Here is a 25,527-nt window from a genome sequence, read left to right on the forward strand (position 1 = left end):
TGTCACTCGGGTTCACCGGATCTGCTCCTGGCCGGTCGGGTCGCTCCATCGCGACATCGGGGGAAGGGAGGTGGCGTCGTCCCACACCAGCGCAGGCTGTGCTGCGTCACGCCAGGGTTCGGCCAGAGCGCGGGCCCGGTGAGTGCGGACACGGTGCGGCAGGCTCCGCGCGGAGCCGTTGAGCATGAGCGCGACCAGCGGGTCGTCGTGCCCGGCGACAGTGGTGCCGCGGTCCCACAACACGACGGGGATGCCGTACTTCATGCAGGCAACCCGCAGTTCTGCGCGGTGCTGGGGGGCGCATGCGAGGATGACGAGGGAGGCGTTCAGGTCGGCCTGGAGCGCGCCGTACACCTGGAGCGAGGTGGTGTACTCCTCGGTCAGGCGCAGCACCCCGCCGCGGTCCAGATTTTCCCACCGGGACTGCCAGCTTCGCTGCTGACCGATGTCGTCGCGCAGGCGCGGGCACCGCAGGACGACGGTGTATTCGGCGCCGAGTACCACCTGGCCCTCTCCCTCGGCGGCGTTGTTGTCCCAGGTGTCGACCGGTTCGTCGAGGTCGTTGGAGTCGAGTAGAAACTCCACCACGGGCACCTTTCCGGGTAACGCGACGGCGCCTTGCCGGATGAGTATCGAGTGCAGCAGCCGGGTGATCTCCTCGGGGGTGCGGGTGTCGTCGTCGGCCAGGACCTGCCAGGCGGTCTCGTCGCGGCGCCCCGAGGCGTACCAGATGACGCAGCGGTAGCCGGTGGCCGTGACGGGCTCCAGTGCGACCGTCAGCCGCGGCTGCGGTTCGGCGGCAGCACGCTCACGCCGGGCCCAGGCACGAGCATCCTCCCGACGCTCCCCGAGGGCCGCCGTCGCCACGCCGAGGCGGGCGGCGACGGCGTCCGACCACTCCCGCATGCCGCCGGCAGCCGACTCGCCGCACAGGGCCGCCAGGTACTCCACGGCCCGCAGGACAGCGGGTACCCGGGGCGTGCCGTCCACGACCGCGGCACCGTCACTCCGGAACTCCTCCAGGACGTCGATGAGCTGGCACAGGCGCTCCTCTTCGGGCGCATCCCGGTACTCGGGCGGCAGATGGCTGGTGAGCGTGGCGTGGAGCATCGCCGATCTGGCCGCGTCCTCCAGGCGCGCCGCGGCGTCGTCGGGCAGGACGTCGAGAAGCCAGCGGTGTTCGCGTACCGACAGCAGGCCGGACACGCCTGCGGCGAACCCTGCCGACATCAGCCGGCGCGCGCTTTCGGGATGGTCGACCGCGAGCCCTTCGCACAGGACGGCAAGCGCCCGGGGGACGGTGACCAGGATCTCCGCGAGCTCGTCAGCGCCCACCAGGACGTCGCCGATGACGTCCAGTTCCAGCTCGTCGGCAAGCCGCGACGCCTGTTCGGCGCGTTTGCCGGTGTCCGTGAGCGCGTCGGCTACGAGGCGGTTGAAGGCGTGCAGTGCCGGAGAGTGCCCGGTGGGTCGTGGCCGGTGCGGTGAGCGGCCCGCACCGGAGCGCGGAGTGATCTCGGGTAAGAGGCTCCTGACCGACTGCCAGGACACCGCCAGGAACCGCCGCACGACGTGCGAGGACCCGAAGCCGCCGGGCGGAGGTTCGATGATCCCGAGGACCAGGCCCACCACGGCGTCCTGCTCCGCGCACCAGAGCGGGCCGCCACTGTAGCCGGGGCCGACGGCCGCGCCCTCGAGCGAGCCGTCTACGTAGGAGACCGGGCTGTCGTGCAACTTCACCGCCCCGTTGGCGAAGGTGAACTGCTCGCCGTTGCCGTGCCAGGCACGCACCGACTGGCGCTCGGCCATCGGCATCCAGCGCGCCGGCCGCAGCATCGGGGGCGGGGCGTCCTGGAGCCGCAACAACGCGAGATCGCCCGTCCAGACCCTGTCGCCGGGCAGCGCCGGGCGCGCCTCGGGTGCCGGCTGCCGGGCAGGTATCCAGGCGGACACCCGGGCGGCAAGCGGGTCGCGCGGCTCGCCGCGCCCTGGGAAAGCGACGGGCACAAGCGCGTTCCGCGGGGCTGCGGGGGTGAACGGCTCGTTGCCGAGGGCATCGTTCACCACGTGGGCGCAGGTGAGGATGAGGCCGTCACCGACATACACACCGGCGCCCGCCACGGACGTGGACGACGCATCGAGGACGGAGGCGAAGGAGTGCCATACCGTGCTCGCTTCGGTGTGGTCGGTCCGAAGCCAGCGGCGTGCCCTAGGGCTCATGCTCACCGGCCCCGGCGGTACCCTCCGGCGAGCCCGCCGCCGTCCCGCTTCCCTGGCCCGGCTGCCACTGCACGGTGACCGTCATCGTCGCCTCACCCCCGGCGCCGACGATGCCCAGCTTGAGGTCGCTGCTCACTCGTACGCCGAAGCTCACCGACACCTCGGACGGCACGTCTTGGACCGCGCTGACGCTGTTGTGGACCTGTTGCAGCAAGGGGCCAAGCGGTGCGAGCAGCGTACGCAGCGCGCCCTCGGCCGCGACGGACACACGGCGGCCCGCAGAAACCGGCCGGGAATCGCCGAAGCCCGGCGTGTGGCCGCCGTCCTGATCGGTCTGAGGTGACCGAAGCGGAGCGAAGGCCTGTAACTCCACCGCGGTCCCGTCGGCGAAGGTGAACTCGATGAAGTCCGCCACCTCACCAGTGTGCCCCAACACGGAGCCCCGCAGTAGGGGAAGTCGACGGCCGGACGCGGCCGGATCGCTGAACGCCCAAGCCCGGCTGTTGGCACGGCTGTCGGACGTGCGGGCCGCCGGCGCCACCGAGCGGCAGCCCCACCGCACGACAGCGCTCGGTCCCGGCACCGGACTCCCGGCGGCCAGGCGCCGTTCACCGCAGGCGCCGTCGACTGGAGAGGATTCTCGGCCATTGACGACAGGGAACCAGGCAGTCCTCAATGGACCGCAGGCGCCCCGGCGCCGCACCCCCGATGATCGGCTGCAAAGTCGCCGTCCTGGGGTATCTGCCTGCGGGCCCCGCCACGGGGCTCGGGCGGCCCGATCCGCGTGGAGGTAGTCCTCGTGCCCGATCCCGTCACCCTCGCCGACGACGTCGACCTCGCCCATCTGGTCGACCTCCTCGACATCCTCCCGGATCCGGACGACGACACGTTCTGGGAAGTCAACGGGCTCGACATCGCCGGCAAGCTGAGCTTCAGGCTCAAGCCGGTTCTCACCGGCACGGCGTACCCGCAGGACGTGGACTACCTCGCGGTGTACGTATTGAAGTACCTCGGGCGCGGCAACCGGTACATCACCGTGGAAGAGATCACCCGCAACCTGCGCGGGATAGACGGCGTTCCGGCCGCCGGCCACGCTTGGGTGGAGGACGCCACCCGCACCGCGTGGGCCCTGGTCACGCGCTACAGCCTCCCGAACTGGCGCGGTGTGCACACGACACCGGGGCGCCAGTGGCTCGAAGGCTGAGCCCGCGCCGTCGTCCGCGGCAAGGCCTGACCGAGGGCCCGTTGACGCCGACGCCCCCCTGGTTTCCACGGCCGCGGCAGCGTGGCGACAGTGCTGCACCCGCTCCCGCGGGGCGGGTCGTCGGCGGCGTCATCGAGAATCCGGCTTCGTCTTCGAAGACCAGCCAGGCGCCGAGCGCCGCCGCGGTCCTTCCACCTGTGGCCAGGTCTCCTTCACCCAGCCCGCCACCGCGGCCTCGTTGCGCTCCATGGCGCCGCGGGCCGGGACCTGGCAGGTCCAGCCGGCGCCGGAGCAGCGCGGCCACGCCCTGGATGGTGTAGCTCTTGTGGAACCGGCGCCCGATCAAGGTCTTGATGCGCGACAGGGGCCAGGTCTGCTCCGGCAGCCGTGCGCGACCGCACCCTTGGCCAGTTCGGCCTCCAGCACGGTGATCAGCTCGTCGCTCACCAGCGGCAGCGACGCCGGTCCCTTGGGCGCAAGGGCTTGTGACCCGCCCTGCGACCAGGACCTGCGCCAGCGCTGCACCAACCGCACGCTGACCCGCAGGTCACGGGCGATCACTGCATTGTCGTCACCGGCCGGAACCGTTCGGCTGCCTCAAGTCGTAACTTCTCGCGGAAGGCCCGCCGTTCATCGCTCAGCCCACCGCCTTGCGCGTACCTCACCCATCCGGCATACCGCAGGGATCACGAGGCGACAGCCCACACGACACCACCCTGTGAAGCTCAGTAGGCAAGCGGCATCGTCAAATGTGCTGATCCTTGCCTGTTGGGTCATGCGGTGGTCTGGGGGCAGGGCTGCCGGTGGGAGCAGGCCTCCGGCATGCCCGGGAGCAGGCTCTCGGCACACCCGCGAGTACACACCCCATGGCCCGTCTCTGCCGTATCCGGGCACTCGCGGTCGAGGAGGGCGCTTACGGTCTTGCCGCCTGCCCGGCGGGTCACGGCGGTGGTGCGGGCGAGGCGGTTGACCATGGGCCAGCCGAATCCTCCGGTGCCGTCGTTCAGATCGGGGGTGCGCATGCGCGGCGGCTGCGGGCTGTGGTCGTGCACGGCCACCTCGATGCTGTCCGGGTGCGCGGTCAGCTGAAGGGTGCAGGCGCCGCCTCCGTGGCGCAGGGCGTTGGTGACGAGCTCTGAGACGACCAGGACCACCGTCTCGGCGGCCTCGGCCGCGATCGCCGGCCGGAGTCCGCCGAGGAAGTCCCGGGTGCGTGCGCGTGGCCCGGCGAGGGACGTGGCGCAGCGGAGGGTCGCGACGTCGACGCTCATCGTGTCCATCAGGTCCCCCTGGCCTTGGATCAACCATGCCCGGTCCTGCCTGTCCGGTGCTTGTGCCCCGCTCTGCGGTCCGCAAACCGGGGCGCTCCCGGTTTCCCTTACTGACCGGAGTCGATCATCTCACCACTGGACACACGAAAATCTGTGGTGGCTGGAGTAGACATTGAGCGGCGGTGTGGGTATGGTTTCTCTCGTAACCAGAGATCAGTGAGGTCTGGCAGAGACGAACTGCCGACCAGCAGTACCCGCAGTTGCAGAGTGCAGGACGGTGCGGTGGTGGAGTTCCGAAGCCAGGTTGTCGCAGGACGGCGACGGAGCTGACGACCGGACCGGGTGGCCCGCAGGATCAAGGGCCGCCATGAGCAGTACCGCAGTTCAGCAAGTGCAGTTCGCATAACCAGTAGTAGGCAAGTGACAGATCCCAGAGGGAAGAAACGGAGGAGCCAGGCACCATCAGGATCGCCCGGGCGCACGTCTGAGCCCGGGTACCGCAGGACATCGATAGTGAGGTGGTCTCCGGTCAAGCAATCGCGATCCCCGCGCCCCGACAGCGTCCTGATCGGGTTTGCGCACAGAAGGCCGGCGCCGTGTCAGGGCCGGCAGATGGTGTAACAGTTCCTTCGGGGCCCTGGTGCCAGGCGGCACCAGGGCCCCTCCATGCGTCACCCTCACAATCCCGCCCAGCGAAGGTCATGCTGGACCAACTGACCTGGTGGGTACGGGCATTGCGCACGGCCCGCGCCCTGCATCCCTACACGAGCCGAAAACGGGCCAATCCGCCCCGGCACTCAGGATCCAGACCTCGCGCTCCTGACCCGATCCTCAAGGGGCAGGCTCCACGGTCAACCCTCGCGGAGCGGTTCTGCACTTCCCGGCGTTGTGCTGCGCGTGGGGCTCTTGCTGCGGGGTGCGCGGGCCGTGCACCGTGGTCCAGCCCTTCCCCGGCGCTGGAAGGGCACGGACCGTTTACGCGGCCGGGTGGAGTTCGGCGCGGCCGAACATCAGCGCGTAGCCGGTGGGGAGCTGGTGCAGGATGCGGGTGATGAGGTCGGGTCCGGCATGGGCGGCGACGGCGGTGAAGACGGAGCCGGTGTCCCAGCGGGTGGTGGCCAGGGAGGCGCCGGACCGGGCGGCGAGGTCCTTGACGAAGGCCCAGCCCGTCAGCGGCTGGGGGGCGGGGATCTGCGCGGTCAGGGCACGTGCGGCCTCCAGGGGCAGGCAGGCGGCCAGGTCGACGCGTTCGTCGCCGGTGAGCTGGCGTCCCAGTCCCGAAAGGACCAGGCGGATGGCTTCGTCTGCCCGCTCGCGGGTGGGGTAGGCGCCTTCGTAGCGGACCTTCTCCAGCATCTGCTGATACGCCGTCGAGTACGGCTGCTGGTGCTCAAGCGGTACGCGCACGTCGGTGATCACTGCGGTGCATGCCTTTCGTCAAGCCAGGGTCGGGCGGGTGCCGGTGTGCGGCACCGGGCTGGTGGTCAGGTGGGTTGGGGGCGGCCGAAGAGGAGGTCGTAGCCGGTGGGGAGCTGGAGCAGGACCTCATTGAGGAGGTCGTCGCCGGCGGTGTCGGCGACCGTGGACAGCACTGCGCTGACGTCCCAGGTCGCGGTCTGCTCGGTGGCGCCCTCGATCCAGGCCGCCGTCGCCCGCACGAACCGCTCCGGCGACAGCGGTTCGGCGCTCTGCAGCGGGTTGAGGAGGATGAGGGCGAAGTCATCAGGCAGGCGGGCCGCGAGCTGGGCGCGGACTTCGCCGACCAGGTGCGCGCCGAGCAGGGCGAGCACCACGCGCGCGGCGCGCTTGGCTTCCTCCACGGTGTCGTACTCACCGCGTTCCTTCACATGGTCGAGAAACGCCTCGCGTCGCGGAGTCATCTCGGCCACCACCCCTTCTTCTTCGGACTGCCCACGGGGTGCGGAGGGGGAGATCAGGCGCCCTCCGCACCCGTCCGGCCGGTGTCAGCCGGAGATCTCCTTGCGGCCGGAGCCGGCGCCGATGGAGATCTTGCGGGGCTTGGCGCGCTCCGCGATCGGGATGCGCAGGGTGAGCACGCCCGCGTCGTAGTCGGCCTGGATGTGCTCGGTGTCGAGGGTGTCGGCGAGCACGATCTGGCGAGAGAAGGCGCCCAGTGGCCGCTCGGACAGCTCAAGCTGCACGTCGTCGGACTTCGCCACCGGCCTGCGCTCGGCCTTGACGGTGAGCATGTTCCGCTCGACGTCGATGTCGATCGCGTCCGGGGTGACGCCGGGCAGGTCGAAGGCCACCACGTACTCGTCACCCTCGCGGTAGGCGTCCATCGGCATCGCCGACGGCTTCGACCAGGTGCCTGGGCCCATGAGCTGCTGCGCCAGGCGGTCCAGCTCACGGAAGGGGTCAGTGCGCATCAACATCGTGAAACACCTCCAGCAGGTTCAGGCAGTTGCTGCCAATGCGCCTCACTGACACCGTTGTAACATGTCATCCAATGGATGACAAACATGATGTCGTCAGTCTGATGACAACCCGAGGGAGGTGTCCGTGACCCCGGCCGACCAGCCATCTCCGTCCCGCACCGACGCCCACGGCCCGGTGCCGTTCCTCGCCGCCGCGGCGGCCCTCAACGCCATAGACGACGCCTTGCGCGAAGCCCGGCAGGAGGCCCCGAACGCTTCCGATGCCGGGCCGGGCCCGGAGCAGGCCCTGGCCTCACTGATGCTGCTGCGGCAGGTGCGCGAGCAGCTCGCCGGGTGGGAGACCGGCCTGATCGAAACGGCCCGCGACGCGGGCGCGAGCTGGGCCGAGCTCGCCGGCCCCCTCGGCGTCGCCAGCCGCCAGGCCGCCGAACGCCGCTACCTGCGCGGCCGTCCCGGCCCTGCCGGGACCACCGGCGAACAGCGCGTGACGGCCACCCGTCAGGCCCGGGCCGCCGACCGCAGCACCGCGGCCTGGGCCCGCCGCAACGCGGCCGACCTGCGCCGCCTCGCCGGCCAGATCACCGCACTCACCGATCTTCCCGCCGCCGCCCGCCGCCCGGTCAGCGACCTCCACGCGGCCCTCGCCCACGACGACCCCGCCGACCTCATCGCCCCCCTGGCCGCCACCCGGCCCCACCTGGCCGCCGCGCACCCCGACCTCACCGCCCGGCTCGACACCCTCACAGCCCGGTAGTGCGAGTCGACGCCGGCCGCCCGCCGGCGACGCCGGGCCTGTGGTCTCGTCCAGATGCGGCAACCACACCTGGATCTCCGCTGCAAGGACGGCCTCGATCCCCTCCGGTCTCCCCGTACCGAAGGAGCGGTGGGTGCTACGTGGTACGGGGCCTGGAGGCCCAGCGCTTCACTGTGGCGAGGGCGTGGTCACGGTCGGCTGCGGGCAGGTCGTCGAACCTGACGTTGTGGCTGGCGTGGGGGGCCCACAGGGTGCGGGCGTCACGCCCGCCGGGGTGGAATGGTTCGGCGGCGAAGGGGTCCTGGGCGCCGTTGACGAAGAGCAGGCGGGTGCCGTGCCTGCGGACCCAGTGGTCGATGTCGGGCATGGCGGTGGCGTCGAAGTGCAGGGGGATGTCCCGTGGGACGAAGCTGCGCGGACGCATGGCATCCGGGTGGCGTGCCAGGTCGGAGAGGTGGCGGGTGGGCGCCTCCCAGTAGCCGAGCTGGGTGCCGAGTTGGTAGAAGTACGGGACGTAGTGGGTTGCCACGGCGTCCGCGTAGACGGGCAGTTGAGCGGTGTCGTGCAGCCAGGCGTAGATCGCGTTCGTGGAGGCGGCGGGCGTGGGGATGGCGGCGGGTGTCTTCCCGTCGCCGTACTGCCAGAACATGAACGGAGTGCGCAGGACGGCGATCTCGAGGGCCTTTTCTGCGCTGCCGATGATATGGAAGGTGTCGCCGGTGGAAGCGGCCCATTCCTCGTAGCGTGCGACCAGCTCCGTACGGCGCAGCAGGGCTTCGCGCTGTACCCGCTCCAGGGCGGCGCGGGTCTCGGCGGTGCCGACGTGGGCGAGGAAACGCACGTAGGCGGAGTCGTCGCGGTCGTCGACGTTGTTCGGGGCGGAGTAGGCCACGGTGCCGTCCACGTCGTGCGGGTGGAAGCGGCGGTGGTAGACACTCGCCATGCCGCCCTTGCTGCCGCCGGTGGAGATCCACGCGGCGGGGTACAGCGGGCGGAAGAGACGGACGACGCGGTGGTGGTCGTCGGCGGCCTGCCGGATGGTCAGGTGGGCGTAGCCGGCGGTCGGCGGGCGGGAGGCGCCGAAGTAGCGGTGTTCCACCTGGAGTTGGTTTCCGCTGAGTACGGTGGCGGGTTCGGTACGGCGAGGCGTGAGCACGGCCCCGTATCCGGTGGTGTACAGGACCATCGGACGGTCGGTGGCGGTGTGCAGCAGGGTGAGCCGCTGCTCGAACGTACCGGCCGTACGGTCGGAGTGGTCGACCGGCTGGCGCAGTCCCAGGACGAAGAAGCGGTCTCCCGGCCCGGCGCCCGGCAGTTCCTCGATCACGCGCAGCCCGGGAAGCGCCCGAAGAGCGTCCTCGATACCGTCGTCCCTGAGTCCGCCGCTACCCCGGCGGCCCTCTGCCGCCGCGTACGTCGGTGGCGTGACGGCCGTGGCGGCAAGGCCCGCCGCGCCCGCGGCCGTCGACAGCAGCAGATGTCGCCTCGTCCAGGCACGCATGATGACCCACCTCCCGTACGGTGGCCGGTCTGTCCGTGTGCCGCCGACCGCATGTCCAGTACAGCCGCGTCGCGCCTTCGGAAGCTCCCCCCACCGGGGGGAGCTTCTCCCCCGTAGAGGGGAGAGACCCCGGCCGGACGTCGCCGCCCGGGGCCGGCGGGGCCTGTCCGGCAGGCCGGCCGCGGCTGCACCCTCGGACAGACGACGGCCATCCCGCACAGCACCTGCCGGTCGCTCGACTCCCCGCAGGCGGCCCGGCTACCAGCCTCGACTCGCCTGCCGTCACTCCACGGTCGCATCCCCAGTCAGCCCGGTGGTGGAGTCAAGTTCAGTCCGCGGAGTGACTCGTCGCACGACTTCCGCTGTGATCGTCATTGCTGGACAGATCAGCCATCAGCATGTCGAGAACAAGGAGTCACATGCAGCCCCTCTTGCACGTCGAGGACCCGGCTGCGGATGGGTCCAGCCGGCTCCGGTCGGCATGGCGGGCAGCCCACGAGCCCGTCGCCGGAGTCTCCCATCGGCTGCAGCGCACCGCCTACGCAGTGCCGCTGATCGTCTTCCCGGCGAGCGTATGGCGACTCCCGGCGGCTCTCGACGACGGAATCAGCCTCGGTGAGCGGATGTACATCCCCTCCCTGTCGATCCTCTCCGAAGTTCTGGCGTTCACCGCGATCGGCCTGATCGCCCGCTGGGGAGAGGTCTTCCCCCGCTGGATCCCACTTCTGCGCGGACGGCAGGTCCCGACCTGGGCCGCGGTCCTCCCGGCCTCCATCGGGGCCGTGATCCTTACGCTCCTCTTCACGGTGCTGGCGCCCATCGCTGACATCAGGGGCACCACGATCCGGGGCGACGATGTCTCCGGCGACGCCCCGACCGAGGCCGGCGGCTGGGAACTCGCTTGGTTCTACGCGTGCTACACGCCGCTGATCTTGTGGGGGCCGCTCCTGGCCTTGCTGACCGTCGCGTACTACAGGCGCCGCCGCAGAGCCGGCGTGCCTGCCGCGGCGTGAGCGTCGTGTGCGCGTCGTGTGCGGCACCCGGTGACCGGGCCATGGCCACCGGGTGAACGGTTCAGCCTTCGGGCGCCGGACCCGGCCCCTCGCCCCAGACCAGCTCTCCCGAGTCGTAGAGCGGGATGTTCCCGGCGCGGGCCGGCTGGTTGGTCAGTCCCTGGTACGACCAGTCGTCGGTGGGGTCCCAGCCGGGGCCCCCGGTGATGCGGAACTGGACCTCGGCGCGGTGCTGGGACTGGCCGCCGGGGAAGATCGCCTTCCCGGTGCAGTCCACCTCCACGTAATAGAGGTCGCCCTCCGCCTGGAAGGGCCCGCGCAGTGGCGAGGGGCACTCGCTGTAGCCGGAGAACAGGGTGAGGTCCGCCGGGTCCACGCCCTCGTCGAGGGTGAACCAGTAGCGGAAGGTGCCCTGGTCAAGCGTCCGTGCGGGGAAGCCGCTGCGGTTGCGGACGGTCGCTTTGACCTCGGTGAATCCCGCGCCGTCGGCGTTCAGGGACGCCTCGACGTACATTTCCGGGCCGTCGGGCTCCTCGGGCTGCGGGAAGTCGGGCAGTGGGGCGCCGCCGTGCCGTTCGACGAGGGCGGCGAGCGCGCCGGAGAGGCCGGCGTTGTAGTCGGTGGCGACCTCGTTGGCGACGTAGTCCTGGCGGTCGTCGGTGTACTCGTCGTCCGGGCCGGAGGGGCCGCCGACCAGGGCGCCGTAGAGCACGTGGCGGTTGGTCTCGGGTGCGGTGAGCTGGTCGGTCCAGGAGCCGTGGGCGGTGCGGTGGTGCGGGTTGCGCGGCGGGTTGGCGCCGAAGCCGACGACGTAGCTGGAGTCACGCGGGTTGTCGCCGAGCATGTAGTCGATCTGGCGCTCGCCGAAGGTGCGGTAGCGCGTCGCCCGCTCCGGGTCGGTGGCGGCGAGCCAGTCGGAGTAGACCAGGGCGACGAAGGCCGTGTTGGCGGCGTAGCGCAGCGAGCCCCAGGTGTCGAGGACGGCCTGGCCGCCGGGCGAGTACGGCACACGCCGGCCGTCCACACCGGTGGTCCAGTAGTCGAGCCAGCGGTTGGCGTCCTGGACGTACCGGTCCTCGCCGGTCTCCATGGCCAGCAGCGCGTAGGCGCCGTACGCCTTGTTGTCCCACGCCAGGGTCCAGCGGTAGCTGCGGGTGTCGGTCTGCGGCTCGGTGCCGAGGCGGTCGTACTCGGTCTCGGCCTTGGCGAGGTAGGAGGCGTCGCCGGTCGCCTTGTAGAGCCAGTACGCGCCCCAGACCAGCTCGTCCTGGTAGCCGGACCAGGATCGGTAGAAGTTGCCGGCGGGCACGCAGTCCGAGTAGACGCCCCGGTGGGTGTCGGCGAAGTCGTACAGTTCCTCGGCGTGCCGGACGAGGGTCGCGGCGTACGACGGGTCGTCGTCGGCGAAGAGCAGCGAGGACGACGCCATGGCGGCGGCGGTCTCGCCGGCGACGTCCGATCCCGGGCAGCCGGGGTGCACCCGGTAGGACGGCCGCTCCATCGGCATGACCTCGGCCGGTCCCCACCACCGGTGGTCGGCCTCGCCGTCGCCGACCTGGGCGTAGAGGACGTCGGGTTCGGGGTGCGCGCGGATGAAGTAGTCGTTGGCCCAGCGCAGGTTGTCCTTGAGGTACGCGAGCTGCCCCGACTGCCGGTAGCCGTCCTCCGCGGCCAGCCCGCCCCAGGCCAGCAGTGTGGTCGTGAACGCCATCGGGAAGCCGAACTTCACGTGGTCGCCGGCGTCGTACCAGCCGCCGGTGAGATCGACGCCGACGTCGGAGCCGTCGTCGAGCGCGGAGTCGCCGCGCCAGCCGACGCGGTTGCCGGCCGGGAGGTCACCGGAGCGCTGCGCCTCGTAGAAGAACATCGACTTCTGCAGTGCCTCGGCGTAGTTGAACCCCGCCTCCGGCGACTCGCCGGCGTCCGCCGCGGGCGGGGCGAGCAGCCCGCCGCCGAACACCACGCCGGCGATCAGCCCGGCGACGAGCCCGGACCGGCCGCGGCTCCATCGGCGGGGGCCTCTGCGGCCGGCGCCGCGGGCGGGATGAGCGGATGCGGAAGTCGGCATGCGGCGGCCCTTCTGATTCCGTGGTCAGCGGGATCCCGACAGGAGTGGGAGCGCTCCCAATCGGCTCCCATGCTCCTCTTGTGCCGTGCTCACGTCAATGATGTGAGCGGTGAGCGGGATGTCCGGCGCCGGTGGTGACCGCCCAGGCGGTTCCGGTCCCCGGCTCCTTGGTGATGGCGTCCGTGGTGGCGCGCCGAAGCCGGCACTGCCGGGCTGCGGTCCCGCAACCGTCATCCCCGCGGGACGCTCCTTGACCCCTGCCCGGCACGCCACGATTCTGTGTTGCGGTGGATGAACTATGTGCCGCCATAAGCAACACGATCCGAGGTTCGTGAACCAGCCGAGGAGTGGCCATGACTCATCAGGTACGTGCCGTCGTCGCGCGGGCGAAGGGAGCCCCCGTCAGCCTGGAAACGATCACCGTGCCCGACCCGGGACCGGGAGAGGCGCTCGTCCGGATCGAGGCATGCGGCGTCTGCCACACGGACCTGCACTACCGCGAGGGGGGCATCAATGACGACTTCCCCTTTCTGCTGGGCCACGAGGCCGCGGGCACCGTGGAGTCGGTCGGCGCGGGCGTCGCCGACGTGGCCTCCGGCGACTTCGTCATCCTCAACTGGCGGGCGGTGTGCGGGCAGTGCCGCGCCTGCCTGCGCGGGCGGCCGTGGTATTGCTTCGACACCCGCAACGCGCAGCGGAAGATGACCCTGGCCGACGGAACCGAACTGTCGCCGGCGCTGGGTATCGGCGCGTTCGCGGAGAAGACGCTGGTCTCGGCCGGGCAGTGCACGAAGGTCGACCGGGCCGCGTCGGCGGCCGCCGCCGGTCTGCTGGGGTGCGGGGTCATGGCCGGCCTCGGTGCGGCCGTCAACACCGGCGGGGTCGGGCGGGGCGACAGCGTGGCCGTCATCGGCTGCGGCGGGGTCGGCGCGGCCGCGGTCGCCGGGGCGTACCTGGCGGGAGCGGCGAAGATCATCGCGGTGGACGTCGACGACCGCAAGCTGGAGACCGCCGGGAAACTGGGCGCCACCCACACCGTCGACTCCCGGGACACCGATCCGGTCGCGGCGATCCGGGAGCTGACCGGCGGCTTCGGCGCCGACGTGGTCATCGAGGCGGTGGGCCGCCCCGAGACGTACAAGCAGGCGTTCTACGCCCGCGACCTGGCCGGCACAGTCGTCCTCGTCGGTGTCCCGACCCCGGAGATGACGCTGGAGCTGCCGCTGCTCGACGTCTTCGGCCGGGGCGGTGCGCTCAAGTCGTCCTGGTACGGCGACTGTCTGCCGGGCCGGGACTTCCCGATGCTTATCGACCTCTATCTGCAGGGCCGCCTCGACCTGGACGCCTTCGTCACGGAGACCATCGCGCTGGACGGGGTGGAGGCGGCCTTCGAGCGCATGCGCGAGGGCGGCGTGCTGCGCTCGGTGGTCGTCCTCTGACCGTCGACCGGGGGCGGGCCGGCGTGCGCGTGCGCACGCCGGCCCGGCCGGGAAAAGGCCGGTTCGGACGTTGCGCCCCCCTCTCCGCTTCCGTTTCGTATGGAGATTGAAGTTGTTTCATAGGCAACTGGGTGACCGGAGAACGCCTTGACAAGGGGGAGGGCCCGCCGCAGACTGATGTTGCGCTGACCGCATTCTGTTTCGCCATACGCACCGAGGTGTCATGATGATTCCCGCGTGCCGACTCGCGGATCTTCCGCGGGGAGAGGCCTTCCGGCTCGACAGCGACCCGCCCGTCTCGGTGTTCCACACCGATGCCGGCGAGGTCTTCGCCATCGACGACACATGCACCCACCAGGACGCCTCGCTCGCCGACGGCTGGCTGGAGGACTGCTGGGTGGAGTGTCCGCTGCACGCCTCCAAGTTCGACTTGAAGACCGGCGCCGTCGACGCCCCGCCGGCGAAGCGGCCCGTGAGAACCCACGAGGTCGTGATCGAGGACGGCATGATCTACGTCCGGCTCTCCACTGCCGCCCCCCGTCTGCCGGCCTGCGTCGCGGCCCGGCTCGCCGGGGCCGGCGGGTGAGGACCGTGGCCGTGGTGGGGGCGTCGCTGGCAGGGTTGTCGGCGGCGCGGGCACTGCGGCGCCAGGGCTACGACGGGCGGCTCGTCGTCATCGGAGACGAGCCCCACCGCCCGTACGACAGGCCCCCGTTGTCGAAGGAGTTCCTCGCCGGGGACGTGGGCGAGGCGGAACTCGCCCTGGAGACCGACGACGAGGACCTGCGGGCCGACTGGCTCTTCGGCGCCCGTGCCACCGCGCTCGACCGCACCCACCGCTCAGTCCGGCTCGCCGATGGCCGGGAGGTCCGCGCCGACGGCGTCGTCATCGCGACCGGCGCCGCGGCGCGTACCCTCCCCGGCACCGAAGGGCTGGCCGGGGTGCACGTCCTGCGCACCCTGGACGACGCCCGCAGGCTGCGGGCGGAACTGGCCGCGGGCGGAAGGCTGGTGGTGATCGGCGGCGGGTTCATCGGTGCCGAGGTCGCCTCCACCGCCAGCGCCCTCGGCCACGAGGTGACGGTGATCGAGGCGGCCCCGACGCCGCTCTCGGGACCGCTCGGCGAGACCATGGGCGGCCTCGTCTCGGCCCTCCACGCGGATCACGGCGTACGGCTCCTGTGCGGTGTCGGCGTCAGGGGCGTGGACGGGATCGGGCGGTCCTCCCCGGGCGGTGCCCGGGGACGGGCCGGCACGGTCCTCCTCGCCGACGGCCGCGGCATCCCCGCCGACGTCGTGCTGGCCGGTGTGGGTGCCCGGCCGTGCGTCGGGTGGCTGGAGGGCTCCGGCATCGCGCTCGGCAACGGCGTCACGTGCGGCGCGGACGGCCGCACCAGCGTGCCCGGGGTGGTCGCGGTCGGCGACTGCGCCAACTGGCACGACCCGCTCGCCGGCGCCCACCGCCGGGTCGAGCACTGGACCGGCGCCCGCGAGCGCCCGGACGTGGCCGTCGCGACGCTTCTCTCCGGCGGAGCGGCGGCACCGCGTCCGCCGCGGCCGCCGTACTTCTGGTCGGACCAGTACGGGGTGCGGATCCAGTTCGCCGGTCACGCGTCCGGCGCCGACAGCGTGACGATCGAGGACGGCGCTCCGGACGACCGCAACGTCCTGGCCGTCTACCGGCGCGCCGGGCATCCGGTCGCCGTGCTCGGCATGAACCAGCCGCGGAAGTTCACCCGCTGGCGCAAGCAGCTCACCGCCACGGCCGCCTGACACCGCCGGGCATCCCCTGCCGCGGTCGCCCATGACGGATCCACGACGATTGCCGAGGAGTGCACCGTGACCTCGACCGGCCTGCCGGACAGCCTGATCGCCACCCTCCCGGGCTCCTCCTACACCGATCCGGCGGTCTTCGCCCTGGAGCAGGAGCGCATCTTCGAGACCATGTGGTTCTGCGTCGCGCGCGCGTCGGACATCGCGAAGCCCGGCGCCTTCCGCACCGTCGACGTGGGCCGCGAGAGCATCCTCGTCACCCGCGCCCGGGACGGCTCCGTCCGCGCCTACTTCAACGTCTGCCGGCACCGCGGAGCGAAGCTCTGCACGCAGGAGAGCGGTGAGGTCGCGCGGGCCTTTCAGTGCCCGTACCACGCCTGGACGTACGACCTGACGGGCAAGCTCATCGCGGCGCCGAACCTCACCAGGATGCCCGACGTCGGCCGCACCGAGTTCGGCCTGGCGAGCGTGGCCAGCCGCGAATGGCTCGGCTACGTCTGGGTCTGCCTCGCGGAGCATCCGCCCTCCTTCGAGGAGGACGTCGTCGGCGACGTCGCCGGCCGTCTGGGCGACGCGGAGGCGGTCGAGCACTACGGCATCGGCGGCCTCTCGGTCGGCAGACGGATCGTCTACGACGTGAGGGCCAACTGGAAGCTCATCGTCGAGAACTTCATGGAGTGCTACCACTGCGCCACGATCCACCCCGAACTCACCGAGGTGCTCCCCGAGTTCGCCGACGGGCTGGCCGCCCAGTACTACGTCGGCCACGGTGCCGAGTTCGGTGCGGAGATCGAGGGATTCACCGTCGACGGCTCCGCGGGTCTGGACCGCATCCCCGGCGTCGCCGAGGACCAGGACCGGCGCTACTTCGCGATCACCGTCAAGCCGCAGGTCTTCATCAACCTCGTCCCCGACCACGTGATCTTCCACCGGGTCTATCCGGCTGCCGTCGACCGCACGGTCGTCGAATGCGACTGGCTGTACGTCCCGCACGTCGTCGACGGCGGCAGGGACCTCAGCCGGTCGGTCGAGCTCTTCGACCGGGTCAACCGGCAGGACTTCGAGGCGTGCGAGCGCACGCAGCCCGGAATGAGCTCACGGATGTACGCCAAGGGAGGTGTACTGGTGCCGAGCGAGCACCACATCGGCGCTTTCCACGACTGGGTGCGCGAGCGCCTGGGCGCAGGGCAGCCGCGGTAGCGGCCGGCGCCCGCGGGCGCGGCGGCCGGAGGAGGCGGTGACCGGGCGGCTCAGTCCGGGTAGCCGATCCGGTGGCTGATCTCCTCCGCGCCCTTGACGAGCAAATCGGACAGCTCGTGCAGACGTTCCTCGGTGAGCCGGTACGCCGGTCCCGATGCGCTCACCGCCGCGACGACGTCTCCGTACCGGTTGCGGATCGGAGCGGCCATGGCGTGGAGTCCGACCTCCAGTTCCTCCAGGCTCCACGCGTAGCCGCGCCGGCGGACCTCGGCGAGGTGCTTCTCGAGTTTCGTCTTCGCGGAGATCGTGTGCGGGGTGACCTTCTTCAGACTGGTCTCGGCCAGCAGCGCGGCGCGCTCCTCCGCGGGCAGGTGGGCCAGGAGGATCTTGCCGCTCGACGTGGCGTACGACGGGGTCAGCTGGCCGACCCAGTTCTGCGCGGCGACGGCCCCCGGGCCGCGCACCTGGTAGAGGTTTATCGCGAAGTGCTCCTGCAGCACGGCGACGTTGACGGTCTCGCCGAGCTCCTCGGCCAGACGCTCGCAGACCGGACGGCTCTGCTGCGTGATGTCGATGCGACCCGTCACCGCGGCGGCCAGGCGCACGATGCCGAAGCCGAGGCGGTACTTGCCGCGCTCACCGGCCTGTTCCACCAGACCGCGGGCCTCCAGGGCGCCGAGGAGGCGGAACGCGGTGGACTTGTGGACCTCGATCTCCGCGGCCACCTCGCTCACCCCCGCCTCACCGTGGTGGGCCAGGATCTCCAGAACGCTGATGGCGCGGTCGACCGACTGCACTCCGCCGGCGGGCGGTGTCGAGGTTTCGGAGAAAGGATTGTCGTTGCTCACAACGAAACTATACCTACAGTAAACAACGCTACTGAGCGTGACGTGAGGGAACGGAAGTCGCACTCCCGTGCGGCCGTTGGCCGTGGAGCGCACCGCCGGACCGCTCCTCACGGGCGTGAGGGCGTGCGTCCGGGCGCCCCGGCACCCCTTGACACCCCGCCTGCCCCCCGGGCACATTTGTTGCGTAGAACGAGTCATGTTGCGTATCTAGCAACCGTCGCGGATGGACTGGGTTTTCAATCCGGAGGTGCGGCCATGGCGGGACCCCGAGTGGTCATCATCGGAGCGGGCGTCGTCGGCGCGGCGCTCGCGGACGAGATCTCGGCGCGAGGCTGGACCGAAGTGACCGTGGTCGACCAGGGCCCGCTCCCCGCCACCGGCGGATCCAGCTCGCACGCCCCGGGGCTCGTCTTCCAGGCGAACCCGTCGAAGACCATGACCGAACTGGCCCGCTACACCGTCGAGAAGCTCTGCTCCCTCGAGGTCGCGGGCGAGCCCTGCTTCCTTCAGGTCGGCGGCCTGGAGGTGGCGACCGCCCCCGACCGCCTCGCCGAGCTGCACCGCCGGCACGGCTGGCTCACCGCCTGGGGCGTCGAGGCGCGGCTGCTGACGCCCGAGGAGTGCGCCGAGCGGCACCCGTTGCTGAACCGGGCCCGGGTCCTCGGCGGTCTCCTGGTGCCGACGGACGGGCTGGCCAAGGCCGTTCCCGCCGTCGAGGCGCAGATCCGCAGGGCCACCGCGCGCGGCGTCCGCTTCCTCGCCCGCCACGAAGTCCTCGACGTCCGGCAGAGCGAGGGCCGCGTCACCGGCGTCCGCACCGACCACGGCGAGCTGCCCGCCGACATCGTCGTGTGCTGCGCCGGCATCTGGGGCCCGAGGATCGCCGGCATGGCCGGCATGAGGCTCCCGCTCACCCCGCTCGCCCACCAACTCGCCTGGACCGGACCGGTCCCCACCCTGGCCGGCCAGACCGAGGAGGCGGTGCGCCCGATCCTGCGGCACCAGGGCGCCGACCTCTACTACCGCGACCGCTTCGACCGCCTGGGCATCGGTTACTACGGTCACCGCCCCATGCCCGTCTCCCCGGACGACATCCTCTCCGTGGACGAGGCCGGGGGGATGCCCTCGGTGCTGGCGTTCACCGAGGAGGACTTCGCCGACGCCTGGACCGAGACCCGCTCCCTGCTCCCCGCGACGCAGGAGGCGAAGGTCGAGGAGGGCATCAACGGCCTGTTCTCCTTCACCCCCGACGGCAATCCGCTCCTCGGCGAGTCCCCTGACGTCGCGGGCTTCTGGGTCGCCGAGGCGGTCTGGGTCACCCACTCCGCGGGCGTCGGGCGGGCCATGGCCGAATGGCTCGTCGACGGCTACTGCTCCTCCTTCGACCTCCACGAGTGCGACGTCAACCGCTTCGAGCCGCACCAACTGGCCCCGGAGTACGTCCTGGCCCGCGACTGTCGGAACTTCGTCGAGGTCTACGACATCCTGCACCCGCTGCAGCCGGCGGGGGAGCCGCGCCCGATCCGCACCAGCCCCTTCCACGGCCGTCAGGAGGAGCTCGGCGCCTTCTTCCTGGAGGCGAACGGCTGGGAGCGCCCGCAGTGGTACGAGGCCAACGCCCCCCTCGTCGCGGGCCGCTCCGTCCCCACCCCGAACGACTGGGCCGCCCGTTACTGGTCGCCCATCGTCGGCGCGGAGGCGCAGGTCACCCGGGAGACCGTCGCGATGTACGACATGACGGCCCTGAAGCGCCTGGAGGTCCGCGGCCCGGGCGCCGCCGCCTTCCTGCAGCGCATGTGCACCGGCAAGGTCGACAAATCCGTCGGCTCGGTGACGTACACCCTGCTCCTCGACCACGACGGCGGCATCCGCAGCGACATCACCGTCGCCCGGCTGGGCCGCGACCTCTTCCAGATCGGCGCCAACGGCAACCTGGACCTGGACTGGCTCACCCGCCACCTCCCCGCCGACGGCACGGTCCAGGTCCGCGACATCACCCCGGGCACCTGCTGCATCGGCCTGTGGGGACCGCTCGCCCGCGAGGTGCTCCAGCCGCTCGCCGACGAGGACTTCTCGGCCGCCGGGCTGAAGTACTTCCGCGCCAAGCGCGCCCACGTCGGCAGCGTTCCGGTGACGGCCATGCGGCTGAGCTACGTCGGAGAGCTGGGCTGGGAGCTGTACACCACCGCCGACCTGGGCCGGAAACTGTGGGACACGCTGCGGCGGGCGGCCGGGCCGCTGGGCGGCATCGTCGCGGGCCGCGGCGCCTTCAACAGCCTCCGCCTGGAGAAGGGCTACCGCTCCTTCGGCACCGACATGACCTACGAGCACGACCCGTACGAGGCCGGCGTCGGCTTCGCCGTCAAGCCCGACAAGGAGGACTTCATCGGCAAGGCCGCGCTGGAACGCCGCAGGGACGGCGTACGGCGGAAGCTGACCTGCCTCACCGTCGACGACCCGCGGGCGGTCGTCATGGGCAAGGAGCCGGTGTACGACGGCGACCGCGTGGCCGGGTACGTCACCAGCGCCGCGTACGGCTACACGATCGGCAAGGGCATCGCCTACGCGTGGCTCCCCGCGGAACTCGGCGTCCCCGGGACCGCCCTGCACATCGGCTACTTCGACCAGACCGTCGAGGCGGTCGTCGCCGAGGAGCCGCTGTTCGACCCGGCGATGACCCGGCTCCGCGGCTAGCGCGCCGCAGGCGTACCCGCCGTAACCGCCCCTTCCAGCAGACGGAGTCGTCCGATGAGCCCCCGCACACCCGGCGCCGGCCTCCCCGAGCACCCCGACCGGCTGTGGCGCAACCCCGATCCGAAGCGTGCGTACGACGTGGTGATCGTCGGTGGCGGCGGACACGGCCTCGCCACCGCCCACTACCTGGCGAAGAACCACGGCATCACCGACGTCGCCGTGCTGGAGAAGGGCTGGCTGGCGGGCGGCAACATGGCCCGCAACACCGCCATCATCCGCTCCAACTACCTGTGGGACGAGAGCGCCGGCATCTATGAGCACGCCCTCAGGCTGTGGGAGGGACTGACGGAGGAACTCGACTACCCGCTGCAGTTCTCCCAGCGCGGCGTGCTGAACCTCGCCCACAACCTCCAGGACGTACGCGAAGGGGTGCGCCGCGTCGAGGCGAACCGGCTCAACGGCGTCGACGCCGAATGGCTCGGCGCCGAGCAGGTCAAAGAGGTCTGCCCGATCGTCGACGTCTCACCCGACGTGCGCTACCCGGTGCTGGGCGCCACCTACCAGCCGCGCGCCGGTATCGCCAAGCACGACCACGTCGCGTGGGGCCTGGCCCGTTCCGCCGACGCCGCGGGCGTCGACATCATCCAGAACTGCGAGGTCACCGGGGTGCGGCTGGCCGGCGGCCGGGTCGTCGGCGTGGAGACCACGCTCGGGCCGATCGCCGCCGGCAAGGTCGCGCTCTGTGCCGCGGGCCACACGTCGGTCCTCGCCGCCATGGCCGGCCTCGAACTGCCGCTGCAGAGCCGCCCGCTGCAGGCGCTCGTCTCCGAACTCCTGGAGCCGGTGCACCCGACGGTCGTCATGTCCAACACGGTGCACGCGTACGTCAGCCAGGCGCACAAGGGCGAGTTGGTCATGGGCACGGGCGTCGACGCGTACAACTCGTACACCCGGCGCGGCGCCTTCCACCTCATCGAGGAGCAGATGTCCGCGGCCCTGGAGCTCTTTCCGGTCTTCGCCCGCGCCCACGTGCTGCGCACCTGGGCGGGCATCGTCGACATCAGCCCCGACGCCTCGCCCGTCGTCGGACTGACCCCGGTCGGAAACCTGTACCTCAACTGCGGCTGGGGCACGGGCGGGTTCAAGGCCACGCCGGGGGTCGGCTGGGTCTACGCCCACACCATCGCCCACGACACGCCGCACCCCCTGGCCGCCCCCTTCTCGCTCGACCGCTTCACCACCGGCGCCCTCGTCGACGAGCACGGCGCGGCCGCGGTGGCCCACTAGGGAGCCGAACCATGCTGCTGATCACCTGCCCGTGGTGCGGGCCCCGGGACGAGGCCGAGTTCCGCTACGGCGGCCAGGCACACGTGCCGTATCCCCAGACCCCGGCCGGCCTCACCGACGAGGAGTGGGCCCGCTACCTGTTCTTCCGCGCCAACCCGCAGGGCCCCTTCGCCGAGCGGTGGAGCCACGCGGCCGGCTGCCGCCGCTGGTTCAACGCGGTACGGGACACCTCGACGAACGAGATCCTGGCGGTGTACCAGGTGGGGGCGGAGCCGCCGGCCGCCGCGGAGCCGGATCCCGTCCGTCCGGCGTCCCGCCGCCGGATCCCTCCGGAGCCGGAGCGGCAGAACACGGGCCGCGGGAGCGCCGCGGCCGCCGGCGGCCACGCCGGAAGCCGCCCGCCGCGCCGCGCCGCAAGCGCCCGGGACCGCCGCGGCACGCCCCTCGCCTTCACCTTCGACGGCACCGCATACCGGGGCAGCCCAGGCGACACCCTCGCCTCCGCCCTCCTCGCGAACGGCGTCATCCGGTGCGGTACGAGCATCCGGGACGGCCGCCCGCGCGGCATCTTCACCGCCGGGGCGGAGGAGCCCAACGCCCTCGTCCGCGTCGAGGGCACCTTCCCGGAGACGATGGTGCCCGCGACGACCCTTGAGCTGTACGACGGTCTGGTGGCGCACAGCCTGCCGGGCCGGGGGCGGCTCACCGCGGAGCCGGACCCGGCCCGCTACGACGCCGTACACGCGCACTGCGATCTCCTGGTGGTCGGCGCGGGACCGGCGGGACTCGCCGCGGCGACGGCCGCCGCGCACGGCGGAGCACGCGTCATCCTCGCCGACGACCGGCCGGGACCCGGCGGGAGCCTGCTGGACACGGGCGAACGCCTCGACTGGGTCGCGGAGACCGCCGGGCGCCTCGCCGCCGAACCCGAGGTGCGCGTCCTTGCCCGTACGACGGTCTTCGGCTACTACGACGACAACTACCTCCTCGCCGTCGAGCGACGTACGAACCACCTCGGCGCCGCGGCGCCGGCGCACGTCTCCCGCGAACGCGTCTGGCGTATCCGGGCACGTCACGTCGTCCTCGCCACCGGCGCCCACGAGCGCTCGCTGGCCTTCGCGGACAACGACCGCCCCGGGGTGATGCTGGCCTCCGCCGCCCGCGCCTACGTCAACCGCCACGGCGTCCTGCCCGGCCGGCGGGCGGTCGTCTTCACCACCAACGACAGCGCCTACCCGGCCGCGCTGGACCTGGACGGTGCGGGCGCCGAGGTCACGGCGATCGTCGACACCCGCGCCGAACCGGGGGAGTGGGCCGACCGCGCCGCGGCGGCCGGCATCCGGGTGCTGGCCGGGCACGCCGTCACCGCCACCGACGGCGACGCGCGCCTCACGGCCGTGACGGTCGCCCCGTACGGAGAGTCCACGGGGCAGCGGTTCGCCGCCGACCTGCTCCTGGTGTCCGGCGGCTGGAACCCGGCGGTGCACCTGTTCGGCCAGGCCGGCGGCGAGTTGCGCTACGACGAGGCGCTGGGCGCCTTCGTCCCCGGCGCCTGCCGGCAGGCGGTCGAGGCCGTGGGCGGCGCGAGCGGCGTGTCCGACCCGGCCGCGGCACTGGCGCAGGGGGCGGACGCCGGTGCCCGCGCCGCCGAGGCCGAGGGCTACGCGCCCACGGTGCCCGATCTCCCGGTCTTCGCCGCACAGCCGCATACGCCGCCCATGCACATCCACTCCGTCCCCGGCGCCTCGGGTGCCCACCGCTACGTCGACCTCCAGCGGGACGTCACCGTCGCCGACCTGGCGCGGGCGACCGGCGCCGGCATGCGTTCGGTCGAGCACACCAAGCGGTACACCACGGCCGGCACCGGCATCGACCAGGGCAAGACCTCCGGAGCCCTGGCCGGCGGCGTGGTCGCCGGACTGCTCGGGGTGGACGTCTCGGAACTCGGTACGACCACGTTCCGCCCGCCCTACGCCCCCGTCTCCTTCGCCACGCTCGCCGGCCGCGCCCGCGGGGCGCTGTACGACCCCGTGCGGGTGACCGCGCTGCACCCGTGGCATGTCGCGCACGGCGCCCGCTTCGAGGACGTGGGCCAGTGGAAGCGGCCGTGGTTCTACCCGCGGGACGGCGAGGACATGGCCGCTGCCGTGCTGCGCGAGTGCCGCGCGGCCCGCGAGTCGGTGGCCTTCATGGACGCCTCCACCCTCGGCAAGATCGACGTCCAGGGCCCGGACGCCGCCGTCTTCCTCGACCGGCTCTACACCAACATGATGAGCACCCTGAAACCCGGCCGGATCCGTTACGGCGTGATGTGCCGCCCGGACGGGATGGTCTTCGACGACGGGACGGTCATCCGCCTCGCCGGGGACCGCTTCCTCGCCACCACGACCACGGGCAACGCGGCCGCGGTCCTCGACTGGATGGAGGAGTGGCTGCAGACCGAGTGGCCGGAACTGCGGGTCCACTGCACCTCCGTCACCGACCAGTGGGCCACCGTCGCTCTGGTCGGCCCGCGTGCGCGCCGGGTTCTCGGTGCGCTCGCGCCCCGGCTGGCGGTGGAGAACGACGACTTCCCGTTCATGGCGTGGCGGGAGACGACGGTCGCGGGGATCGGGGCCAGGGTGTGCCGGATCAGTTTCTCCGGCGAACTGGCCTACGAGATCAACGTCTCGGCCTGGCACGCCCTCGCCCTCTGGGAAGCCCTGTACGAGGCCGGCGCGCCCGACGGCATCACGCCGTACGGCACGGAGACCATGCACGTCCTGCGGGCGGAGAAGGGCTACCCGATCATCGGCCAGGACACCGACGGCACCGTCACCCCCCAGGACCTCGGCATGGGCTGGGCGGTGTCGAAGAAGAAGCCGGACTTCATCGGCAAGCGTTCGCACGCCCGCGCCGACACCGTCCGCCCCGACCGGAAGCACCTCGTGGGCCTCCTCCCCGAGGACCCCGCCGCCTTCCTGCCGGAGGGCACCCACCTCGTCGCCGGCGGCGAGCTGCCCGCGCCGCCGGTCCCGATGCTTGGCCACGTCACCTCCAGCTACCGCAGTGCCGCCCTCGGCCGGACGTTCGCGCTCGCCCTGGTCAAGGGCGGCCGGGACCGTATCGGCGAGCGGCTGCACGCGGCCGTCGGCGACCGGGTGATCCCGGTGACCGTCGCCAGCCCTGTCCTCTACGACCCCGAGGGAGCCCGCCGCGATGGCTGACACCACCACGGACACCCCGCTCCGCAGCCCGCTGGCGCATGTGGCCGGCCGCCTGGCCGCCGCCACGCGTACGTCCCGAGGCGCGGTCCGGCTGGCCGAACTCCCCTTCCTCACCCAGGTCGACGTGCGGCTCGACCCCAAGGGGCCCGCGGTGGACGCCCTCGGGCTGGCGCTGGGCTTTCGTCTCCCTCTCGAACCGAACACCACGGTGCGCGCAGGGGAGTTCACCTCGTTGTGGCTGGGCCCGGATGAATGGCTGGTCGTCGGCCCACCGCGCGGCGGGCGGGAGCTGGAGAGCCGGATCCGGGAGGCCGCCAGGGACGAACCCGTCTCCGTCACGGACGTCTCCGCCCAGCGCACCACGCTCCTCGTCTCCGGCCCCCGGGCCCGGGACCTCCTGGCCCACGGCTGCCCGCTGGACCTGCATCCGCGTGCCTTCGGCGCCGGACGCTGCGCCCAGACGACCCTGGGCCGTACCCAGGCCGTGGTGGTCGCCCGGGACGAGCCCCGGGCCGGGTTCTGGGTGCTGGTCCGCGCGTCGTTCGCCGGCCACCTCACGGACTGGCTGCTCGACGCGGCGACGGAGTACGCCACCGGCCGGCCGGCCGCGGCCCGGCCCGTATCGTGACCGGCGACGGCGGCCGACCCGG

At 71.9% G+C, this 25,527-nt stretch carries 19 protein-coding genes and 2 pseudogenes; 11 read left to right on the forward strand and 10 right to left on the reverse strand.

Going from position 1 to position 25,527, the window contains the following annotated elements; all coding sequences use genetic code 11:
* Positions 1–12: 12 nt before the first annotated feature.
* Both DMB38_RS28530 and DMB38_RS28535 read right to left on the reverse strand, forming a co-directional pair.
* The gene (locus tag DMB38_RS28530) at positions 13–2,220 is read right to left on the reverse strand and encodes a trypsin-like peptidase domain-containing protein (protein WP_125937546.1); all 2,208 of its coding nucleotides are present in this window, start codon (positions 2,218–2,220) and stop codon (positions 13–15) included.
* Positions 2,210–2,635, reverse strand: a complete 426-nt coding sequence (locus DMB38_RS28535; RefSeq protein WP_125937547.1) for a CU044_2847 family protein — start codon at positions 2,633–2,635, stop codon at positions 2,210–2,212. The genes DMB38_RS28530 and DMB38_RS28535 overlap by 11 nt, the downstream gene beginning before the upstream one ends.
* A 384-nt stretch (positions 2,636–3,019) precedes the next feature.
* On the opposite strand from DMB38_RS28535, the gene DMB38_RS28540 reads away from it, so the two are divergent.
* A complete protein-coding gene (locus DMB38_RS28540; RefSeq protein ID WP_125937548.1) occupies positions 3,020–3,424 on the forward strand; it encodes a hypothetical protein in 405 nt (134 codons plus the stop codon).
* A 129-nt stretch (positions 3,425–3,553) separates the two neighbouring features.
* On the opposite strand, the pseudogene DMB38_RS28545 reads toward DMB38_RS28540, so the two are convergent.
* From DMB38_RS28545 to DMB38_RS28565, 5 genes and pseudogenes are all read right to left on the reverse strand, one after another.
* Positions 3,554–4,089, reverse strand: a pseudogene (locus DMB38_RS28545) (winged helix-turn-helix domain-containing protein).
* Positions 4,090–4,320: 231 nt separating this feature from the next.
* Positions 4,321–4,704, reverse strand: a pseudogene (locus DMB38_RS28550) (ATP-binding protein); the annotation flags it as partial.
* Between the two features lie 966 nt (positions 4,705–5,670).
* Complete coding sequence (locus tag DMB38_RS28555) at positions 5,671–6,114, reverse strand: DUF2267 domain-containing protein (RefSeq protein ID WP_125937550.1); 444 nt, start codon at positions 6,112–6,114, stop codon at positions 5,671–5,673.
* Between the two features lie 65 nt (positions 6,115–6,179).
* On the reverse strand, positions 6,180–6,575 hold the full coding sequence (locus DMB38_RS28560; RefSeq protein WP_125937551.1) for a DUF2267 domain-containing protein: 396 nt from the start codon (positions 6,573–6,575) through the stop codon (positions 6,180–6,182).
* 84 nt (positions 6,576–6,659) lie between these two features.
* On the reverse strand, positions 6,660–7,091 hold the full coding sequence (locus tag DMB38_RS28565) for an Hsp20/alpha crystallin family protein (RefSeq protein WP_125937552.1): 432 nt from the start codon (positions 7,089–7,091) through the stop codon (positions 6,660–6,662).
* A gap of 127 nt (positions 7,092–7,218) precedes the next feature.
* On the opposite strand from DMB38_RS28565, the gene DMB38_RS28570 reads away from it, so the two are divergent.
* A complete protein-coding gene (locus tag DMB38_RS28570) occupies positions 7,219–7,848 on the forward strand; it encodes a type III effector protein (protein WP_125937553.1) in 630 nt (209 codons plus the stop codon).
* A 136-nt stretch (positions 7,849–7,984) separates the two neighbouring features.
* Here DMB38_RS28570 and DMB38_RS28575 read toward each other — a convergent pair whose 3' ends face one another.
* Positions 7,985–9,349 carry a S28 family serine protease gene (locus tag DMB38_RS28575; RefSeq protein ID WP_125937554.1) on the reverse strand — a complete coding sequence of 455 codons (1,365 nt, stop codon included), beginning with the start codon at positions 9,347–9,349 and terminating at the stop codon, positions 7,985–7,987.
* Positions 9,350–9,768: 419 nt separating this feature from the next.
* Here DMB38_RS28575 and DMB38_RS28580 point away from each other — a divergent pair, with 419 nt between their 5' ends.
* Positions 9,769–10,362, forward strand: coding sequence for a hypothetical protein (locus DMB38_RS28580; protein WP_125937555.1), 594 nt, complete (start codon positions 9,769–9,771; stop codon positions 10,360–10,362).
* Positions 10,363–10,423: 61 nt separating this feature from the next.
* Here the strand turns inward: DMB38_RS28580 and DMB38_RS28585 are convergent, their stop codons facing one another.
* Entirely contained in the window at positions 10,424–12,430 is a 2,007-nt protein-coding gene (locus DMB38_RS28585) for a glycoside hydrolase family 9 protein (RefSeq protein ID WP_125937556.1), read from the reverse strand.
* A gap of 353 nt (positions 12,431–12,783) precedes the next feature.
* On the opposite strand from DMB38_RS28585, the gene DMB38_RS28590 reads away from it, so the two are divergent.
* The 4 genes from DMB38_RS28590 to DMB38_RS28605 all read left to right on the forward strand — a co-directional run bounded on the left by DMB38_RS28590 (position 12,784) and on the right by DMB38_RS28605 (position 16,842).
* The gene (locus DMB38_RS28590) at positions 12,784–13,869 is read left to right on the forward strand and encodes an S-(hydroxymethyl)mycothiol dehydrogenase (protein WP_125937557.1); all 1,086 of its coding nucleotides are present in this window, start codon (positions 12,784–12,786) and stop codon (positions 13,867–13,869) included.
* Positions 13,870–14,092: 223 nt separating this feature from the next.
* A complete protein-coding gene (locus tag DMB38_RS28595) occupies positions 14,093–14,455 on the forward strand; it encodes a bifunctional 3-phenylpropionate/cinnamic acid dioxygenase ferredoxin subunit (protein ID WP_125937558.1) in 363 nt (120 codons plus the stop codon).
* Positions 14,452–15,642, forward strand: coding sequence for an FAD-dependent oxidoreductase (locus tag DMB38_RS28600; RefSeq protein ID WP_206337758.1), 1,191 nt, complete (start codon positions 14,452–14,454; stop codon positions 15,640–15,642). The genes DMB38_RS28595 and DMB38_RS28600 overlap by 4 nt, the downstream gene beginning before the upstream one ends.
* A gap of 66 nt (positions 15,643–15,708) precedes the next feature.
* Positions 15,709–16,842, forward strand: a complete 1,134-nt coding sequence (locus tag DMB38_RS28605) for an aromatic ring-hydroxylating dioxygenase subunit alpha (protein ID WP_125937559.1) — start codon at positions 15,709–15,711, stop codon at positions 16,840–16,842.
* Positions 16,843–16,892: 50 nt separating this feature from the next.
* Here the strand turns inward: DMB38_RS28605 and DMB38_RS28610 are convergent, their stop codons facing one another.
* On the reverse strand, positions 16,893–17,639 hold the full coding sequence (locus tag DMB38_RS28610) for an IclR family transcriptional regulator (protein WP_125939335.1): 747 nt from the start codon (positions 17,637–17,639) through the stop codon (positions 16,893–16,895).
* A gap of 306 nt (positions 17,640–17,945) precedes the next feature.
* Here DMB38_RS28610 and DMB38_RS28615 point away from each other — a divergent pair, with 306 nt between their 5' ends.
* From DMB38_RS28615 to DMB38_RS28630, 4 genes are read left to right on the forward strand one after another with little or no spacing between them, the layout of a single operon-like run.
* On the forward strand, positions 17,946–20,384 hold the full coding sequence (locus DMB38_RS28615) for an FAD-dependent oxidoreductase (RefSeq protein ID WP_125937560.1): 2,439 nt from the start codon (positions 17,946–17,948) through the stop codon (positions 20,382–20,384).
* Positions 20,385–20,438: 54 nt separating this feature from the next.
* Positions 20,439–21,671 carry a sarcosine oxidase subunit beta family protein gene (locus DMB38_RS28620; protein ID WP_125937561.1) on the forward strand — a complete coding sequence of 411 codons (1,233 nt, stop codon included), beginning with the start codon at positions 20,439–20,441 and terminating at the stop codon, positions 21,669–21,671.
* Between the two features lie 11 nt (positions 21,672–21,682).
* Complete coding sequence (locus DMB38_RS28625) at positions 21,683–24,877, forward strand: sarcosine oxidase subunit delta (RefSeq protein ID WP_125937562.1); 3,195 nt, start codon at positions 21,683–21,685, stop codon at positions 24,875–24,877.
* On the forward strand, positions 24,870–25,505 hold the full coding sequence (locus DMB38_RS28630) for a sarcosine oxidase subunit gamma family protein (RefSeq protein ID WP_125937563.1): 636 nt from the start codon (positions 24,870–24,872) through the stop codon (positions 25,503–25,505). The genes DMB38_RS28625 and DMB38_RS28630 overlap by 8 nt, the downstream gene beginning before the upstream one ends.
* Positions 25,506–25,527: the final 22 nt, after the last annotated feature.

The sequence above is a fragment of the Streptomyces sp. WAC 06738 genome, from assembly GCF_003945505.1.
In the GTDB taxonomy this organism is placed as follows: domain Bacteria; phylum Actinomycetota; class Actinomycetes; order Streptomycetales; family Streptomycetaceae; genus Streptomyces.

Coding starts and splice junctions, on each gene's coding strand:
- DMB38_RS28530 (WP_125937546.1), bottom strand. CDS start 2,220: ATGAGCCCTAGGGCACGCCGCTGGCTTCGGACCGACCACACCGAAGCG.
- DMB38_RS28560 (WP_125937551.1), bottom strand. CDS start 6,575: ATGACTCCGCGACGCGAGGCGTTTCTCGACCATGTGAAGGAACGCGGT.
- DMB38_RS28565 (WP_125937552.1), bottom strand. CDS start 7,091: ATGTTGATGCGCACTGACCCCTTCCGTGAGCTGGACCGCCTGGCGCAG.
- DMB38_RS28575 (WP_125937554.1), bottom strand. CDS start 9,349: ATGCGTGCCTGGACGAGGCGACATCTGCTGCTGTCGACGGCCGCGGGC.
- DMB38_RS28580 (WP_125937555.1), top strand. CDS start 9,769: ATGCAGCCCCTCTTGCACGTCGAGGACCCGGCTGCGGATGGGTCCAGC.
- DMB38_RS28585 (WP_125937556.1), bottom strand. CDS start 12,430: ATGCCGACTTCCGCATCCGCTCATCCCGCCCGCGGCGCCGGCCGCAGA.
- DMB38_RS28590 (WP_125937557.1), top strand. CDS start 12,784: ATGACTCATCAGGTACGTGCCGTCGTCGCGCGGGCGAAGGGAGCCCCC.
- DMB38_RS28595 (WP_125937558.1), top strand. CDS start 14,093: ATGATGATTCCCGCGTGCCGACTCGCGGATCTTCCGCGGGGAGAGGCC.
- DMB38_RS28615 (WP_125937560.1), top strand. CDS start 17,946: ATGGCGGGACCCCGAGTGGTCATCATCGGAGCGGGCGTCGTCGGCGCG.
- DMB38_RS28620 (WP_125937561.1), top strand. CDS start 20,439: ATGAGCCCCCGCACACCCGGCGCCGGCCTCCCCGAGCACCCCGACCGG.
- DMB38_RS28625 (WP_125937562.1), top strand. CDS start 21,683: ATGCTGCTGATCACCTGCCCGTGGTGCGGGCCCCGGGACGAGGCCGAG.
- DMB38_RS28630 (WP_125937563.1), top strand. CDS start 24,870: ATGGCTGACACCACCACGGACACCCCGCTCCGCAGCCCGCTGGCGCAT.